Raw genomic sequence first — 15,000 nt, 5'->3', positions numbered from 1 at the left:
GCTCGTAGCCCGGATGGAGCGAAGCGCAATCCGGGAAACACTCTCGTGAGAAAGATCGCCCCGGATTTCGCTGCGCTCCATTCGGGCTACAGACCACGTCTCGCGCTACCCGCCCGCCCAGACGTCCAGCACATAGCGGTTGTTCGCGCCCATCTCCTCGATCCAGCGCGCGCTTGCCGCAGCATCGCTGCCGCTCTTCTCGCGGTGGATGGCGACCAGCGCAGCCTTCACGTCCGGCTCCATCTTCGCGCCATCGCCGCAAACATAGACGATCGCGCCCCGCTCGATCAGCGGCCAGACCTTGTCCTTCTGCGCCGCGATCACGTGCTGCACATAGGTCTTCGGCCCGTCCGCGCGCGAGAACGCCGTGAACAGCTCGGTGATGCCGCTCGCCGCCAGCGCCTTCAGCTCTTCCGCGTAAAGAAAATCCTGGTCGGGATGGCGGCAGCCGAAGAACAGCATGGCCGGGCCGAGCGCGGCCCCTTTCGCCTTGCGCGCGGCGCGCTCCTGGAGGAAGCCGCGGAACGGCGCAAGTCCCGTGCCCGGACCGATCATGATGAGCGGCACGGATGGATCATCCGGCAGGCAGAAGCCCGCCTTGGTCTCGCGCACGGTTGCGTAGATCGTATCGCCCGCCCGCCGATTGGCGAGATAGTTCGAGCAGATACCCTTGTAGGTGCCGCGGCCGGAGGCGGCCGGACCTTCGACCACGCCGACCGTGACGCTGCAACGCGCCGGGTCGACCGACGGCGAGGACGAGATCGAGTAATAGCGCGGCGCCAGCAGCGAGAGCATCTCGAGATAGACGTGGAACGGTAGTTCGCAAGCCGGATATTCGAGCAGCAGGTCGAACACCGATTTGCGCTTGGCGAGGATCTCGGAGCGATAGCGCTCGAGCGGTTCCGCCTCCTCCCCGACGAAGGCCAGCAGCTTCGGCTTGGTGACGGGGCAGCGGGTGTGCTCGGCCATGATCTGGATCTGCTTGCGCGTCGCGAGCTGCTGCAGCTCGACGAACTCGCTGAGCAGGCGGCCGACCGACACGGCCGCGCCGACCGGCAATTGCGCGCGCCGGCCTTCGGCCACCTGGAGCCTGATCTGATCGGCCGGCAAAAAGCCGAAGCGGCGCGCGACCGAGTCTACCAGCGTAGGATCGTTGCGCGGAACGACGCTGAGGTGATCGCCGACGCGATAGCTGAGGTTGGCCGGCAGCTGCACCTCGATGTGGCGCGTCGAGCGCTCGGAAGGATTCGCGCCGGACTTGTTCTGGAGCTCGTCATTGACCAGCACCTTCATCGCCACTGCACCGCCTTGGGCGACGATGGTGTTGACGGCGGTCACCGCGACAGGCTCGATCGCATAGAGCGGATCGTCCTCGGCGGTGCGGGTGAAATTCCAGTCGATGCCGAACTCCTTGGTCGCGACTTGCGCGGCGGCGGGGAACCATTTCTGGAACTGGCCGTCGAGATCGCTGCGCGCATCGCCCTCGCCGCGCGGATAGACCGCGCGCGCACCATGCTTCGACAATTGCTCGTCGATGAAGCGCGGCACCGATTGATAGGTCGCGGCCCAGTCGCTGTTGCCGCAGCCGAACACGGCGTAGCGCACACCGGCGAAGGCATCCCTCGGCAGATTCTCCCCGAGCCATTTGACGAACTGCGTCGCATTGTCCGGCGGCGCGCCGTTATAGGAGGCGCAGATGATCAGCACCCCGCCCTCCTGCGGCAGCTTGCCGACATAGTCGTCGAGCGGGCCGAGATGCACGGCAAAACCGTTGATCTCGGCAAGATCGGCCATGCGCGTTGCGAGCTCCTCGGCGGTGCCGAGATTGGAGCCGTAGAGCACCAGCATCGGCGTGTTGTGGCCGGGCCGCGTGGTGGGCTGACGCTGCGCCTTTGGTGCCGAGGACGCAGCCGCAACGGGCCCGCCATAGGCGCCGCGCTCGCGATCGGCACGCGGCCGCACCTTGATCTTGAAGCCTTCCGGCTTGATGGTCAGCGTCTCCTTCAGGTGCATCTGGTAGCGCTGGTGGTCGATCAGCTTGAAGCGCTGCAGGATCATGCCGAGCGCGAGCGCTGCCTCGTGCATGGCGAAGCCGCGGCCGATGCAAGCCCGCTGGCCGTTGCCGAACGGCTTCCAGGCATTGATCGGCCGTTTTGCCTCCGCCTCGCGGCTGAAATTCTCGGGATCGAAGGCATCAGGGTTGGGACCCCACACGCTGGGATCACGGTGCAACGCCGTCACCAGAATGGTGACGAACGTTCCTTTCCTGAGCTTGTACTTGCCGCCGCCGATCGTCTCGTCGTTCAGCGGCGAGATGCCGTAGGCCGGCGCCGGCGGCCACAACCGCAACGACTCCTTGAGGATCTGCGTGATGTAGGTGAGCTGCGTCACCTGCTGATAGGTCGGCTTGGCGTTGACGTCGGGGCCGAAGACGCGATCGACCTCGTCATAGGCCTTCTTGAGAATCTCCGGGTGCTTGAGCAGCGCGTAGAGCGTGTAGGACAACAGGCCGCTGGTGGTCTCGTGCCCTGCGATCAGGAAGGTGTTGATCTGATAGCGGATATTGACGTCGTCGAGCTGCTCGCCGGTGGAGCGGTCGACGCCGGTCATCATTGCGGCGAGCATGTCCTTCTTGTCGTCGATGCCTTCCGCGCTCTTGCGCCGCTCGGCGATGATCTCGTCGACCATCTTGTTCATGAAGGCGACGTCTTCGGCCAACGTCTTGCGCCGCTTCTGCATCCAGAGCTGCTCGAACGGCAGGCCGCGCGTCATCATGATGGTTTCGAGCGAGCGCACCAACGACTCGACGAAGGGATGGTAGTCGCGCCGGTAGAACGAGTTGAAGCGGTAGTCAAAGCCGCACAGGCCGATCGTATCCAACGTCAGCGCGGTCATGTCGTGAACGACGTCAATCTCGTCGTCGGCGTTGAGCCGCTCCCATTTCTGGACGAGCTGCTCGGCGATATCGACCATGCTCGGGTGATAGGACTGCATGGCGCGGTTGCCGAACGGTTGCAGCAGAATGTTGTGCGCCTTGCTCCAGTTCGGCTCACGGGTGTCGGCGGTGAAGAGGCCGTCGCCGCCGACCGCACGCACGCGCCGCAGCGCGCCGCGCACCGTCTTGTCAAACCGCTTCTCGTCCGAGAGCTCGTCGACGAGATCGTGGCCGGAGACGACGACGATCGGCGAGCCCATCATGTCGAGCCAGAAGATCGGACCGAGCTCCTTGGCAAGCCGCGTCAGGTGCTGCACGGGAGCGGCCGCGTCCAGCGACAGCATGTTGCCGACTACCGGCTTGGTCGCCGGCTGCGGGATCGGGTCCAGACGGTTCTTGGATGACATCGAAATGTAGTCCCCCTGCCTCAATGTCGTCATTGCGAGCGAAGCGAAGAAATCCGGAAATATATCCGCGGAGGCAGTCTGGATTGCTTCGTCGCTTCGCTCCTCGCAATGACGAGTTCACAATGACGAGCGCTAGCCAAACCGCCTTCTGCGCCATTCGATCAGCTTGGCGCTGACCTCTTCCGGCTTCTCCTGCTGCGTCCAATGGCCGCTGTCCTTCACCAGATACTTCTCGAGGTCATCGACCAGCTTCTCCATGCCGTCGGCCGCCGAGGGCGGCAGCACGGCATCGTTCTCGGCCATGATCATCAACGAGGGCACGTGGATGTGGTGGTCCAGCCCTTTCGCGCGCTCCCAGTTGCGGGTGAAGTTGCGGTACCAGTTGATGCCGCCGGTGAAGCCGGTCTTCGTGAACGTGTCGACGAACACCTTCTTCTCGTCAGCCGACAGGATCGGCGTGCGCGGATCATGTCTGGCGTCGTAATTCGCGATCATCTGCGGGAACGCCAGGTTGATGCGCGGCGAAGCACCAATGCCAGCAATCGGCTGTTCCTGAGGCGCACCCGGAGGGCGCGCGGCCGGCTTGCGCATGAAGGCGTCAAAGGTCTGCTCGACACGGCTGCTGAATATCTTGTCCGGTCCGCGCGCGGGGTCCTGGAACTGGACGATATACATCTGGTCGCCAAAACGCTGGCGGAACAGCGCGATCGGATCGATCGGCATGCGGTCCCAGTGCGGCGTGTTGACGCCAACCACACCGGCGACGCGCGTGGGATGCCGTAGCGGCATCTGCCAGACGACGAAGCCGCCCCAGTCGTGACCGACGAAAATCGCCTTGTCGATCCCGAGATGATCGAGCAGACCGACGAGATCGCCGGTCAAGTGCTCCATGTCATAGGCTTCGACCGGCTCGGGCCGGTCGGTCGCGCCGTAGCCGCGCTGGTCGGGCGCGATCACCCGGATGCCGGCCGCGCTCAGGGCCTTGATCTGGTGGCGCCAGGAGAAGGCGAGTTCGGGCCAGCCGTGGCACAGCACGACCGGCGGCTTGTCGTCGGCCGGGCCCGCCTCGTAGAAGCCCATGCGGATTCCGTTCGTCGTCGCGAACTTGAGCTGCGGCATTTCAATCATAGCAAATTCCTTACTCCGCAGCGCCCTTGATATCGGTGGCGGGCGGCGCGTAGGCCGCCTCCAGCGCAGCGAACTCCTCGGGCAGCATGTCGCACATCACCTGCACATGCGGGATGATGTTGGCACCGACGATAAAGCCGAAATCGAGCTGGTCGCGATAGCTCTGCACGGTGATGTTGAGTGCCTGCCCGTGGGTCGAGATAGACACCGGGAAGATGTGCAAGAGCTCGGCACCGGCGGCATAGAGCGTCTGCCGCGGCCCGGGCACGTTGGACACGGTGATGTTGGCCGCGGGCGGCAGCACGTCGGAGAGGTTCGAGCGGCTATAGAGCAGCGCCAGAATCTGCACCATGATCGGCGCGCCCAGCATCGAGATGTTGGAGACCTGCGGCATCAAGGCCCGCAAAGGATGCGACATCTCCTTGGACTTGGTTGATTGCGCGATGATCGCTTCCAGCCGCGCCTTGGGATCCTCGATGTTGGTGGCGATCGAGCAGATCATGCCGAACACCTGGTTGTTGGCCTCGGTGTTGCCCTCCTCCCGCAGCGAGATCGGCACCGCTGCGGTCAGGGATTTCGCCGGCAGCGTGCCATATCGCAGGAGATAGCGGCGGACGACGCCGGAGGCGAGCGCCAGCACCACGTCGTTGAGCTTGCCGCCGGCCTGCTTGGCCAGGGCCTTGGCCCGCGACAGCGGGATCGACACGCCGGCAAAGCTCCGCTCAGACGAGATCGTCTTGTTGAGCATGGTCGGCGGCGACACCATGCTGGCAAGGCTCTCGCGCGACTTGGGATCGGCGATCTTGCCGAGCACGTCGGAGACGCTCTTGAGCACGGTCGGGATGTTGCCGGCGAAGCGCACCGCGCTCTCGATCTGGTACATAGCGTTGTCGAACAGGATCGAGCCGATATCGCTCTTGCCGGTGCGGGGCAGCTGCAGGTTCTTCGCCGCTTGCGAAGCCTCCAGTGGTTGGCTGAACAGCTGCTGATAGGAGTCGAGCAGGTTGGCGGCGATGTCGCGCGGCTCCTGCCCGGGCTTGCTGCCCGCGGTCGGCGGATCGACCTTCCGCGGGATCGGCGAGATGTCGTAGATCATGTTGGTCAGCGCCGCACCGGCGCCGCCATCGATCGCGGCATGGTGCATCTTGGAATAGAGCCCAACCTCGTTGTCCTTCATGCCCTCGAACACGTAGAACTCCCAGAGCGGGCGGGCGCGGTTGAGCAGCTTGGCATGCATCCAGCCGACGATGCGCTCGAGCGTGGCGCGGTCGCGCGGCTGCGGCAGGCTTGCCCGGAAGATGTGGCGGTCGATGTCGAACTGATCGTCCTCGACCCAGGATGGATGATCGATGTCGAGCGGCGCCTTCTCCAGCCGCGCCTTGAGAATCGGCGCGATGTGCAGGCGCGAGACGATCATCGCCTTGAAGTCTTCGAAGAAATCGCCCTTGTAGTCGTCAGGCAGGCGGAAGATCGCCATGCTGCCGACATGCATCGGCATTTCCGGTGTTTCCAGATAGAGAAACGACGCGTCAAGCGACGACAGCTTCTTACCGTCAGCCATGGTTCCCTCCCGAATATTCGACGGGCGCCTTGGCGGCGCTTCTCGTCAGGCCGATACTGCCCGGTCCGGCGGGGCATATGCAATGGCAAACGGCCCCGCCCGGTCAAATGGCCGGAAGTCTCCCTCCGGTTGCGCCAGGCGATCCGCCACGGCCCACAGCACCGCCGGGTTCACGCCGAGCCCAATATGGCTCGCCAGGTGCACCTCGATGTTCTCGGCACGGTCGGAGGGGCGCAGCAGACAGGTCCGCCAGTTCACGACGCCGTCGGCGCGCGAATAGATCGACGTTGCCGGCACCGGCAGATCGCCGGCAATCGCCTCGCGCGCTTCGGCAAAGTCCTCCACCTTCTCGCCTGATAGCGTCTCGTAAAGCCGCGTCGCGTTGGTCGCCCGCACGTCATTGGCGAAAGGGCTGCCAAGGGTGATGACGTAACGGACTTTGTCGGGCGCCCAAAGCGCGAGATCGCGGGCATAGACGCCACCTAAGCTCCACCCGACCAGGCTGACCCTGCGTCCCGTGGCGGCATGAATTTCAGCCAGGCGGCTACGCAGCGAATCCCGCATCCGCCCCAGTCCACCGAGATTGCGGCCCATCCGCAAGGCATGCGCGTCATAGCCGAGCTCACTGAGATAGCGCCTTATCGGCACCATCGAGAGGTCGCTGGCGAGAAAGCCCGGTAGCGCCAGCACCGGATGGCCATCGCCCCTCGGCGCGCGCATCAGCAGCGGCGACAGCAGCAGGCTTGCATTCAATTCGAAAAGCCCCCGCGCCTCGGCGAGCAGCAGGCCGAGACCCGGCGGACGAAGCCGGCCTTCTTGCAGCGCCCGGTCCGGTCCGGGCGACACTATTTCTTCTTGTCGCCGCTGCGCGTGCCGCCGAGACCGGCCATCGCGACGAACATGTCAGAAAACCGCTCGGCGATCTTGGGATCGAAGGTGAACCAGCTCTGGATCAGCGATTCCGGCGAAACCTTCTCGATGTTGCTGAGAACCTGCTGCTGCAGCTTGTCCATCACGGCCGTCTGCATCGGCGCCACGTCAGGCAGACCGAAGAACTGGCGGGCTTCGAGGGGAGTGCAGTCGATTTCGATGTTAACCTTCATGTCCCCTCCGGATGAGATTCGAGCGGCCTGTCGGAGTATCACCGCGAGAAGGTCTGCAACGCAAGCGACCTTGGGCGAAGCCGCAAAGACCGGCTTCCCCGATCGACCGGTATGGTCAATCAATTGGCCGGCCCGCAACCCGCGCAGAAGGACGCCTGCCGGCCCGGGGATTGCCGGGCAGCATTGCTGCACAGCGGTGCAACTTGGCGCGTTCCTTGCTGGAATGACGCTTGCACGGGTCGAGAACTCTGGGCAACATGGTTCAGTCAGCCCGCCGAACAATCAAAAATCACCGGCGTAGCAGTGTGGAGAGGGTCAAGAATGTCGATCGGTCAAAGTCTGTTTGCGGCGACGCTCGCCGGCACGCTTGCGTTGGCGGTTTCGCCAGCATCCAGCCAGACGCTACGTTATGCCAACCAGGGTGACCTGAAGTCGCTCGATCCCTATACCCTGAACGAGAGCACCACCCACGCTCATCTCGGCCACGTCTATCAGGGCCTCACCGCGCGTGACAAGGATCTCAAGATCATTCCGGCGCTGGCGGAAAGCTGGGAAACCCCGGAGCCGACGCGCTGGCGCTTCCATTTGCGCAAGGGCGTGAAATTCCACAACGGCAACCCCTTCACCGCCGACGACGTGGTGTTCTCGGCCGATCGCGTCCGCAAGAAGGGGTCGAACATGCAGACCCGCCTTGCGCCGGACGTCAAGGTGGTCAAGGTCGACGACTACACCGTCGACTTCGTCCTGCCCTCGCCGAATCCCATTCTGCATAACGCGTGGGATGTCTGGTACATCATGAACAAGAAATGGGCCGAGGAGAACAACGTCGTCGATCCGACGCCGGTGGCGGCGACCACGCCGAGCTATGCCTCACTGAACGAGAACGGCACCGGTCCCTTCATCATTGAAAGCCATCAGCCCGGCGTGAAGACGGTGTTCAAGGCCAATCCCAATTACTGGGGCAAGGTCGAGGGCAATCTCAAGGAGATCATCTTCACCCCGATCGCTTCCGACGCCACCCGCGTCGCCGCCCTGCTCTCGGGCGAAGTCGACGTCATCGAGCCGGTTCCGATCCAGGACATCTCTCGCGTTGATTCCAGCCCGAACGCCCAGGTGCTGAAGGGACCGGAGCTGCGCACCATCTTCCTCGGCTTTGACCAGATGCGTGACGAGCTGCTCTACTCCAACATCAAGGGCAAGAACCCGTTCAAGGACGTCCGCGTCCGCGAGGCCTTCTACAAGGCGATCGACATCGAGCTGATCAAGACGCGCGTGATGCGCGGGCTGTCGACGCCGTCGGCGCTGATGATCGCACCGGAACTGTTCGTGCTGTCCAAGGAGTTCACGCGGCCGAAATTCGATCCTGACGGCGCCAAGAAGCTCCTGACCGAAGCCGGTTACCCCGACGGCTTCGAGGTCACCATGGACTGCCCGAACGATCGCTACGTCAACGACGCCGCGATCTGCCAGGCCGTGGTCGGCATGCTCGCCCGTATCGGCGTCAAGATCAATCTCCTGGCGCAGCCGAAGGCGCAGTACTTCGCCAAGGTGCTGAAGCAGGGCGGCTACCAGACCTCGTTCTACCTGCTGGGCTGGACCCCGAGCACGATGGACTCCCACAACGTGCTCTACGACATCATGGGCTGCCGCGACGATGCGAAATCCTCGCGCGGCGAGGCCAATCTCGGCGGTTATTGCAATAAGGATTTCGATGCCATCACCGACAAGGTGCTGGTCGAAACCGACACCGCCAAGCGCAACCAGCTGATCAAGCAGGCCTACGAAATCGGCATGAAGGACTGGTCCTACATCCCGCTGCACCAGCAGGCGCTGGCCTGGGGCGTATCGAAGAAGGTGAACCTGCCGCAGCGCGCCGACAATCTCGTCATGTTCCACTGGGCAACCAAGAAGGAATAGGATCGGTTGAACACGAGGTCCCGGCGGCATCCGCCTTCCGGGACCTTTCTTTTCCGGCCGCCAAGGACGTCGGCCGTACGCTCACCCAAGGACAGTGGAAGGCATGCTCGCTTTCACGCTTCGCCGCGCCGTTCAGGCCATCGGCGTCATGTTCGCCGTCGGCATCATCGCGTTCTCGATGTTCCGCTTCGCCGGCGACCCCGTCAACCAGATCGTCTCGATCGACACCTCGGCCGCCGAACGCGCGATCGTGCGCAAGTCGCTCGGCCTCGATGACCCCGTGCCGGTGCAGTTCGTGCGCTATTTCGCCGATGCGGCGCAGTTCAAGTTCGGCGTCTCCTACCAGTTCCGCCAGCCGGTCGCGACGCTGTTGATGGAGCGCATGCCCGCGACGCTGGAACTTGCGATCTGTGCGACCGTGTTTGCAATGGTGTTCGGCATCCTGATGGGCGTCTATTCGGCGCTCAAGCGCGATACCGTGCTGGCCAAACTATTCCAGGCGGTCTCGCTGATCGGCATCTCGCTGCCGACCTTCCTGATCGGCATTCTCCTGATCTACCTGTTCGCCGTGACATTGGGCTGGTTGCCCTCGTTCGGCCGCGGCGAGGTGGTCAAGCTCGGCTGGTGGACGACCGGCCTGCTCACGGTGTCGGGACTGAAGGCACTGATCATGCCTTCGATCACGCTCGGCCTGTTCCAGATGACCCTGATCATGCGGCTGGTGCGCGCGGAGATGCTGGAAGTGTTGCGGACCGACTATATCCGCTTCGCCCGCGCGAGGGGGCTGACCACGCGTGCGATCCATTTCGGCCACGCGCTGAAGAACACGCTGATTCCGGTGATCACCGTGGCAGGGCTTCAGTTTGGCTCGGTTATTGCATTTTCGATCATCACCGAAACCGTGTTCCAATGGCCGGGCATGGGGCTTCTGTTCGTCCAGGCCGTGCAAAACGTCGACATTCCGATCATGGCCGCCTACCTGCTGATGGTTTCACTGATCTTCGTCACCATCAATCTGGTGGTCGACATCCTCTACACGGTGGTCGATCCGCGCCTGCGCTCGACCGTCGGTCGCGCCGCATAGGGCAGCCTGCATGTCCGACGCAATCGTCTCCAATTCCGACAAGCAGAGCGCGCAGCCGGTGCAGGCCGCCCAGGGCTGGTTCAGCCGCACGCTCGACAGCGACTTGTTCTATTCGTTCCGCCGCTCCAAGCTCACCATGGTGGCTGCGGCCATCACGGTCCTGTTCTTCCTGCTTGCGATCTTTGCATCCGTGCTCGCGGTGCAGAACCCGTTCGATCCGGCACAGCTGCAATTGATGAATTCGCGGATTTCACCGCTGTGGACCGCGGACGGTCAGAGCCCGTTCCTGCTCGGCACCGACGAGCAAGGCCGCGATGTGTTCTCCGCGATTCTCTATGGCATGCGCATCTCGCTCGCCGTGGGCGTCGCCGGCGTGATCTTCGCCGGCGCGCTCGGCATCGCCCTCGGCCTGATCGCCGGCTATTTCGGCGGCGCAGTGGACGGCGTGATCATGCGGATCGCCGACGTGCAGCTGACATTCCCTGCGATCCTGATCGCGCTGCTGGTCAACGGCATCGCGAAATCAATCCTCGGCAACCGGCTGGACGCCGCCAGCATGCTGGTGGTGCTGGTGATCTCGATAGGCCTGAGCTTTTGGGTCGGCTATGCCCGGACGGTGCGCAGCTCCGTGATGGTCGAGAAGAACAAGGACTACGTCGCCGCCGCGCAGCTGATCGGCCTGCCGGCGCCGAAGATCATGCTGCGGCACGTGCTGCCGAACACGATGGGCCCGATCCTGGTCATCGCCACCATCAACCTTGCGCTCGCCATCATCACCGAGGCGACGCTGTCCTTCCTCGGCGTCGGCCTGCCCGACACCATGCCCTCGCTCGGCACGCTGATCCGCATCGGCAACAATTATCTGTTCGCCGGCGAATGGTGGATCGTCGCCTTCCCGGGGCTCGCGCTCGCGGCGCTGATCCTGTCGATCAATCTGCTCGGCGACTGGCTGCGCGACGCGCTCAATCCGAAGCTTCGATGAATACGCCTCGTCCATGACCGAACCCGTCCTTTCCGTGCGCGATCTTCACGTGGAGTTTGCCTCCCGCCGCGGCACGCTGCGCGCCATCGACGGCGTCTCCTTCGACATCGCCAAGGGCGAGGTGCTCGGCGTCGTCGGCGAGTCCGGAGCCGGAAAGTCCGTCACCGGCCTCGCGGTGATCGGCCTGATCGATCCACCCGGCCGCATTGCCGGCGGCGAGATTCGTCTCGCGGGCCTGCGCATCGACAATCTGCCGCCGGAGGAGATTCGCCGCATCAGGGGCAAGCGCATCGGCATGATCTTCCAGGATCCGCTGACGTCGCTCAATCCGCTCTACAAGGTCGGCGACCAGATCGTGGAGACGATCCGCACCCACCTCAATCTGTCCGAGTCGGCCGCCCGCCGCCGCGCCATCGACCTCCTGGCCGAAGTCGGCATTCCCGCGCCTGAAAAGCGTATCGACGGCTATCCCCACGAGTTTTCCGGTGGCATGCGCCAGCGCGTCGTGATTGCGCTCGCGATCTGCGCCGAGCCGGAGCTGATCATCGCCGACGAGCCGACCACCGCGCTCGACGTCTCCGTGCAGGCGCAGATCATCTCGTTGATCAAGCGCCTTGGGCGCGACCACGGCACCGCGGTGATGCTGGTGACGCACGACATGGGCGTGATCGCCGAGACCTCGGACCGCGTCGCCGTGATGTATGCCGGCCGTGTCGCCGAGATCGGCCCGGTGCAGGACGTCGTGAAGAATCCGCTGCATCCTTATGCCAAGGGCCTGATGGGCGCGATCCCGACACTTGCGGGCGAGGACAAGCGCCTGGTGCAGATCCCGGGCTCGATGCCGCGCCTGTCGGCGATTCCGCGCGGCTGCTCGTTCAATCCGCGCTGCGCCTTCGCCTTCGATCGTTGCCGTGTCGAGCGGCCGGAGCCGCTGCCGCGCGGCACGCAATCGGTGGCCTGCCACCTCTATGACGACGTGCCGGCGGAGAGCGTGGCATGAGTGCTCCCTTCGTCCATGCCACAAACCTGCGCCGCGTCTTCGACGTCTCGAAACCCTGGCTCAACCGCGTGCTCGAGGGCGGACATCTCGAATATCTCAAGGCGGTCGATCACGTCACCTTCGACATCAGGAAGGGTGAGACGTTTGCCCTGGTTGGCGAGTCCGGCTCCGGCAAGACCACGGTGGCGCGCATGGTCGTCGGCCTGCTGCCGCCAAGCGCCGGCGACGTGCTGATCGACGGCATCTCGATGACCGACCCGCGGCAGGCCCTGGCACGGCGGAAGCTGCGCCGCCGTATCCAGATGATCTTCCAGGATCCCTATGCGAGCCTGAACCCGCGCTTCCGGGTCGATGCCATCATCTCCGAGCCGATCCGCGCCTTCGACCTGATCCAGGGCGAGCGCGACATCCAGGCTCGCGTCGGCGAGCTGCTCAGCCTCGTCGGCCTGCATCCGGACGACCGGCTGAAATATCCGCACGAATTCTCCGGCGGCCAGCGCCAGCGCATCGCGATCGCGCGAGCGCTCGCCTCCGACGCCGAATTCATCGTCTGCGACGAGCCGACCTCGGCGCTCGACGTCTCTGTGCAGGCGCAGATCCTGAACCTGATGCGCGACCTCCAGGACAAGTTCGGCCTGACCTACATGTTCATCAGCCACAACCTCGCCGTGGTGCGCCACATGGCGAGCCGCGTCGGCGTGATGTATCTCGGCCGTATCGTCGAGATCGCGGACGGACGCGAGCTGTTCGCCAATCCGCGCATGCCTTACACCAAGATGCTGCTGGGCGCCGTGCCTGATCTTGCCATGAGCGGCCGCCAGCGCGTTCCGGTCAAGGGCGAGATCCCGAACCCGATCAACCCGCCCTCCGGTTGCGCCTTCAATCCGCGCTGCCCGCTGGCGTTCGATCTCTGCCGCAAGGAGACGCCGGAATTGATCGGCGGCGTCGCCTGCCATGCGGTCAACACCGCGCCGGTCCCGGCGTGACGCGCGCGTGCCATGCAGCCTGTGCATTTGGCGGCGGCGTGGCCCTGTGATCAATTGCGCGCGCCGGAAATAAGGTGGTGAACTCCCATGGGCAGTAATATCAATCCCGATCCATTCACGACGAGGCCCGAGATCGAGGGCACGTTCGGGGTCGTCGCCTCGACGCACTGGATTGCGACGGCCGTGGGCATGGCCATCCTGGAAAAGGGCGGCAATGCCTTCGATGCCGGCGTCGCCACCGCCTTCACGCTCCAGGTGGTCGAGCCGCATCTGAACGGTCCCGGCGGCGACGTGCCCATCATCGTGCATGACGTCAAGCGCGGCCGCACCGAGGTAATCTGCGGCCAGGGCCCGGCGCCGGCGCGGGCCACCATCGCGCATTACAGAAGCGAAGGCCTCGACATGGTGCCGGGCACGGGCCTCCTCGCCGCCTGCGTTCCCGGCACCTTCGAATCCTGGATGATGCTGCTGCGGGACTACGGCACGATGCGCGTGCGCGACGTGCTGGAGCCCGCGATCTCCTATGCCCGCGACGGTTATCCGCTGGTCGAGCGCGCCTGCGCCACGATCCAGACGGTCGAACAATTGTTCCGCAAGCATTGGCCGACCTCGGCCGCCGTCTACCTGCCGAACGGCGAAGTGCCGAAGCCCGGCACGCTGTTCACCAACAAGACGCTGGCTGCGACCTACGCCCGGATCCTGAGCGAAGCGGAAAGCGGCGCCGGCGGCCGCGATGCCGAGATCGAGCGCGCGCGCAAAGCGTGGTCGCAAGGCTTCGTCGCGGAAGCCATCGACAAGTTCTGCCGCACCCAGGAGGTGATGGACGTCAGCGGCTCGCCGCATCGCGGCGTGCTCTCCGCCGAGGACATGGCGCGCTGGCAGCCGACGGTCGAAGCGCCACTCACCTACGACTATGGCCGCTACACCGTCTGCAAGGCCGGCGTCTGGAGCCAGGGTCCGGTCACCTTGCAGCAGCTCGCGCTGCTGAAGGGCTTTGCACTCGACGGCCTCGATCCGACCGGGCCGGAGTTCATCCATCTCCAGATCGAATGCGCCAAGCTCGCCTTCGCCGACCGTGAAAAATTTTACGGCGATCCCAAGTTCAACGAGATCCCGATCGAAACGCTGCTGTCGGATACCTACAACGACGAGCGCCGCAAGCTCGTCACCGACAAGGCTTCGCTCGATTTCATTCCGGGCTCGGTCGAGGGCTTCGGCGGTGTCGTCAAGCTGCGTCGCGCCGAGGGCCAGCGCGAGGCGGTCGGCGCGCTCGGCGCCGGCGAGCCGACCGTGGGCCGCTTCGGCGAGGTCCGCGGCGACACCGTGCATTTCGACATCATTGACAGGGACGGCAACATGGTGTCGTCGACGCCGTCGGGCGGCTGGCTGCAATCCTCACCGATTATTCCCGAGCTCGGCTTTTGCCTCGGCAGCCGCGCCCAGATGTTCTGGCTGGAGGAAGGTCATCCCGCCGCGCTCGCGCCGGGGAAGCGACCGCGCACGACGCTGTCGCCAACTATGGCCTTGCGTGACGGCGAGCCCTACCTCGCCTGGGGCTCGCCCGGCGGCGATCAGCAGGACCAGTGGATCACGCAATTCTTCCTGCGCCACGTCCATTGCAACCTCAATCTCCAGGAAGCGATCGACGCGCCGGCCTGGCATTCCGAGCATTTCCCGATCTCGTTCTGGCCTCGCACCGCGCGTCCCGGGGTGCTCGTGGTCGAGAACCGCGTGCCGAAGGCAACCATCGAGAACCTGCGCGAGCGCGGACATATCGTCGAGGTCGGCCCCGACTGGTCCGAAGGCCGCCTCACCGCGGCCTCACGCGTGGGTCCGCGCCGGCGCGCAGCCGCCAATCCACGCGGCATGCAGGGCTACGCGGCGGGACGCTGAAAGC

The 15,000-nt window shown here is 64.6% G+C and carries 11 protein-coding genes; 6 read left to right on the top strand and 5 right to left on the bottom strand.

Translation table 11 applies throughout. The features are described 5' to 3' along the window. Positions 1-105: 105 nt before the first annotated feature. From ACVWYQ_RS36510 to ACVWYQ_RS36490, 5 genes are all read right to left on the bottom strand, one after another. Positions 106-3,342: a bifunctional cytochrome P450/NADPH--P450 reductase gene (locus ACVWYQ_RS36510; RefSeq protein ID WP_404542611.1), complete on the bottom strand. Its 3,237-nt coding sequence runs from the start codon at positions 3,340-3,342 to the stop codon at positions 106-108. A 132-nt stretch (positions 3,343-3,474) separates the two neighbouring features. Then, a complete protein-coding gene (locus ACVWYQ_RS36505) occupies positions 3,475-4,470 on the bottom strand; it encodes an alpha/beta fold hydrolase (protein ID WP_404542613.1) in 996 nt (331 codons plus the stop codon). Positions 4,471-4,480: 10 nt separating this feature from the next. Continuing rightward, on the bottom strand, positions 4,481-6,031 hold the full coding sequence (locus ACVWYQ_RS36500) for a WS/DGAT/MGAT family O-acyltransferase (RefSeq protein WP_404542615.1): 1,551 nt from the start codon (positions 6,029-6,031) through the stop codon (positions 4,481-4,483). A gap of 45 nt (positions 6,032-6,076) precedes the next feature. Then, positions 6,077-6,877 carry an esterase/lipase family protein gene (locus ACVWYQ_RS36495; RefSeq protein ID WP_404542617.1) on the bottom strand — a complete coding sequence of 267 codons (801 nt, stop codon included), beginning with the start codon at positions 6,875-6,877 and terminating at the stop codon, positions 6,077-6,079. Next, entirely contained in the window at positions 6,877-7,134 is a 258-nt protein-coding gene (locus ACVWYQ_RS36490; protein ID WP_404542619.1) for a DUF6489 family protein, read from the bottom strand. Before ACVWYQ_RS36490 ends, ACVWYQ_RS36495 begins: the two co-directional genes overlap by 1 nt. Before the next feature lie 321 nt (positions 7,135-7,455). Between ACVWYQ_RS36490 and ACVWYQ_RS36485 the strand changes: the two genes are divergently transcribed. The 6 genes from ACVWYQ_RS36485 to ACVWYQ_RS36460 all read left to right on the top strand — a co-directional run bounded on the left by ACVWYQ_RS36485 (position 7,456) and on the right by ACVWYQ_RS36460 (position 14,996). Further along, on the top strand, positions 7,456-9,051 hold the full coding sequence (locus ACVWYQ_RS36485) for an ABC transporter substrate-binding protein (protein WP_404542621.1): 1,596 nt from the start codon (positions 7,456-7,458) through the stop codon (positions 9,049-9,051). Between the two features lie 103 nt (positions 9,052-9,154). Then, positions 9,155-10,135 carry an ABC transporter permease gene (locus ACVWYQ_RS36480; protein ID WP_036025775.1) on the top strand — a complete coding sequence of 327 codons (981 nt, stop codon included), beginning with the start codon at positions 9,155-9,157 and terminating at the stop codon, positions 10,133-10,135. A 10-nt stretch (positions 10,136-10,145) separates the two neighbouring features. Then, positions 10,146-11,117, top strand: a complete 972-nt coding sequence (locus ACVWYQ_RS36475) for an ABC transporter permease (protein WP_404542624.1) — start codon at positions 10,146-10,148, stop codon at positions 11,115-11,117. A 13-nt stretch (positions 11,118-11,130) separates the two neighbouring features. Continuing rightward, complete coding sequence (locus ACVWYQ_RS36470; protein ID WP_404542627.1) at positions 11,131-12,117, top strand: ABC transporter ATP-binding protein; 987 nt, start codon at positions 11,131-11,133, stop codon at positions 12,115-12,117. Next, positions 12,114-13,103 (top strand): ABC transporter ATP-binding protein, encoded by a 990-nt coding sequence (locus ACVWYQ_RS36465; protein ID WP_404542629.1) that lies wholly within the window; start codon positions 12,114-12,116, stop codon positions 13,101-13,103. The genes ACVWYQ_RS36470 and ACVWYQ_RS36465 overlap by 4 nt, the downstream gene beginning before the upstream one ends. An 87-nt stretch (positions 13,104-13,190) precedes the next feature. Next, on the top strand, positions 13,191-14,996 hold the full coding sequence (locus ACVWYQ_RS36460; protein WP_404542631.1) for a gamma-glutamyltransferase family protein: 1,806 nt from the start codon (positions 13,191-13,193) through the stop codon (positions 14,994-14,996). Positions 14,997-15,000: the final 4 nt, after the last annotated feature.

The sequence above is a fragment of the Bradyrhizobium sp. USDA 3397 genome (assembly GCF_054060965.1).
This window is presented reverse-complemented; position numbering and strand designations above follow the sequence as displayed.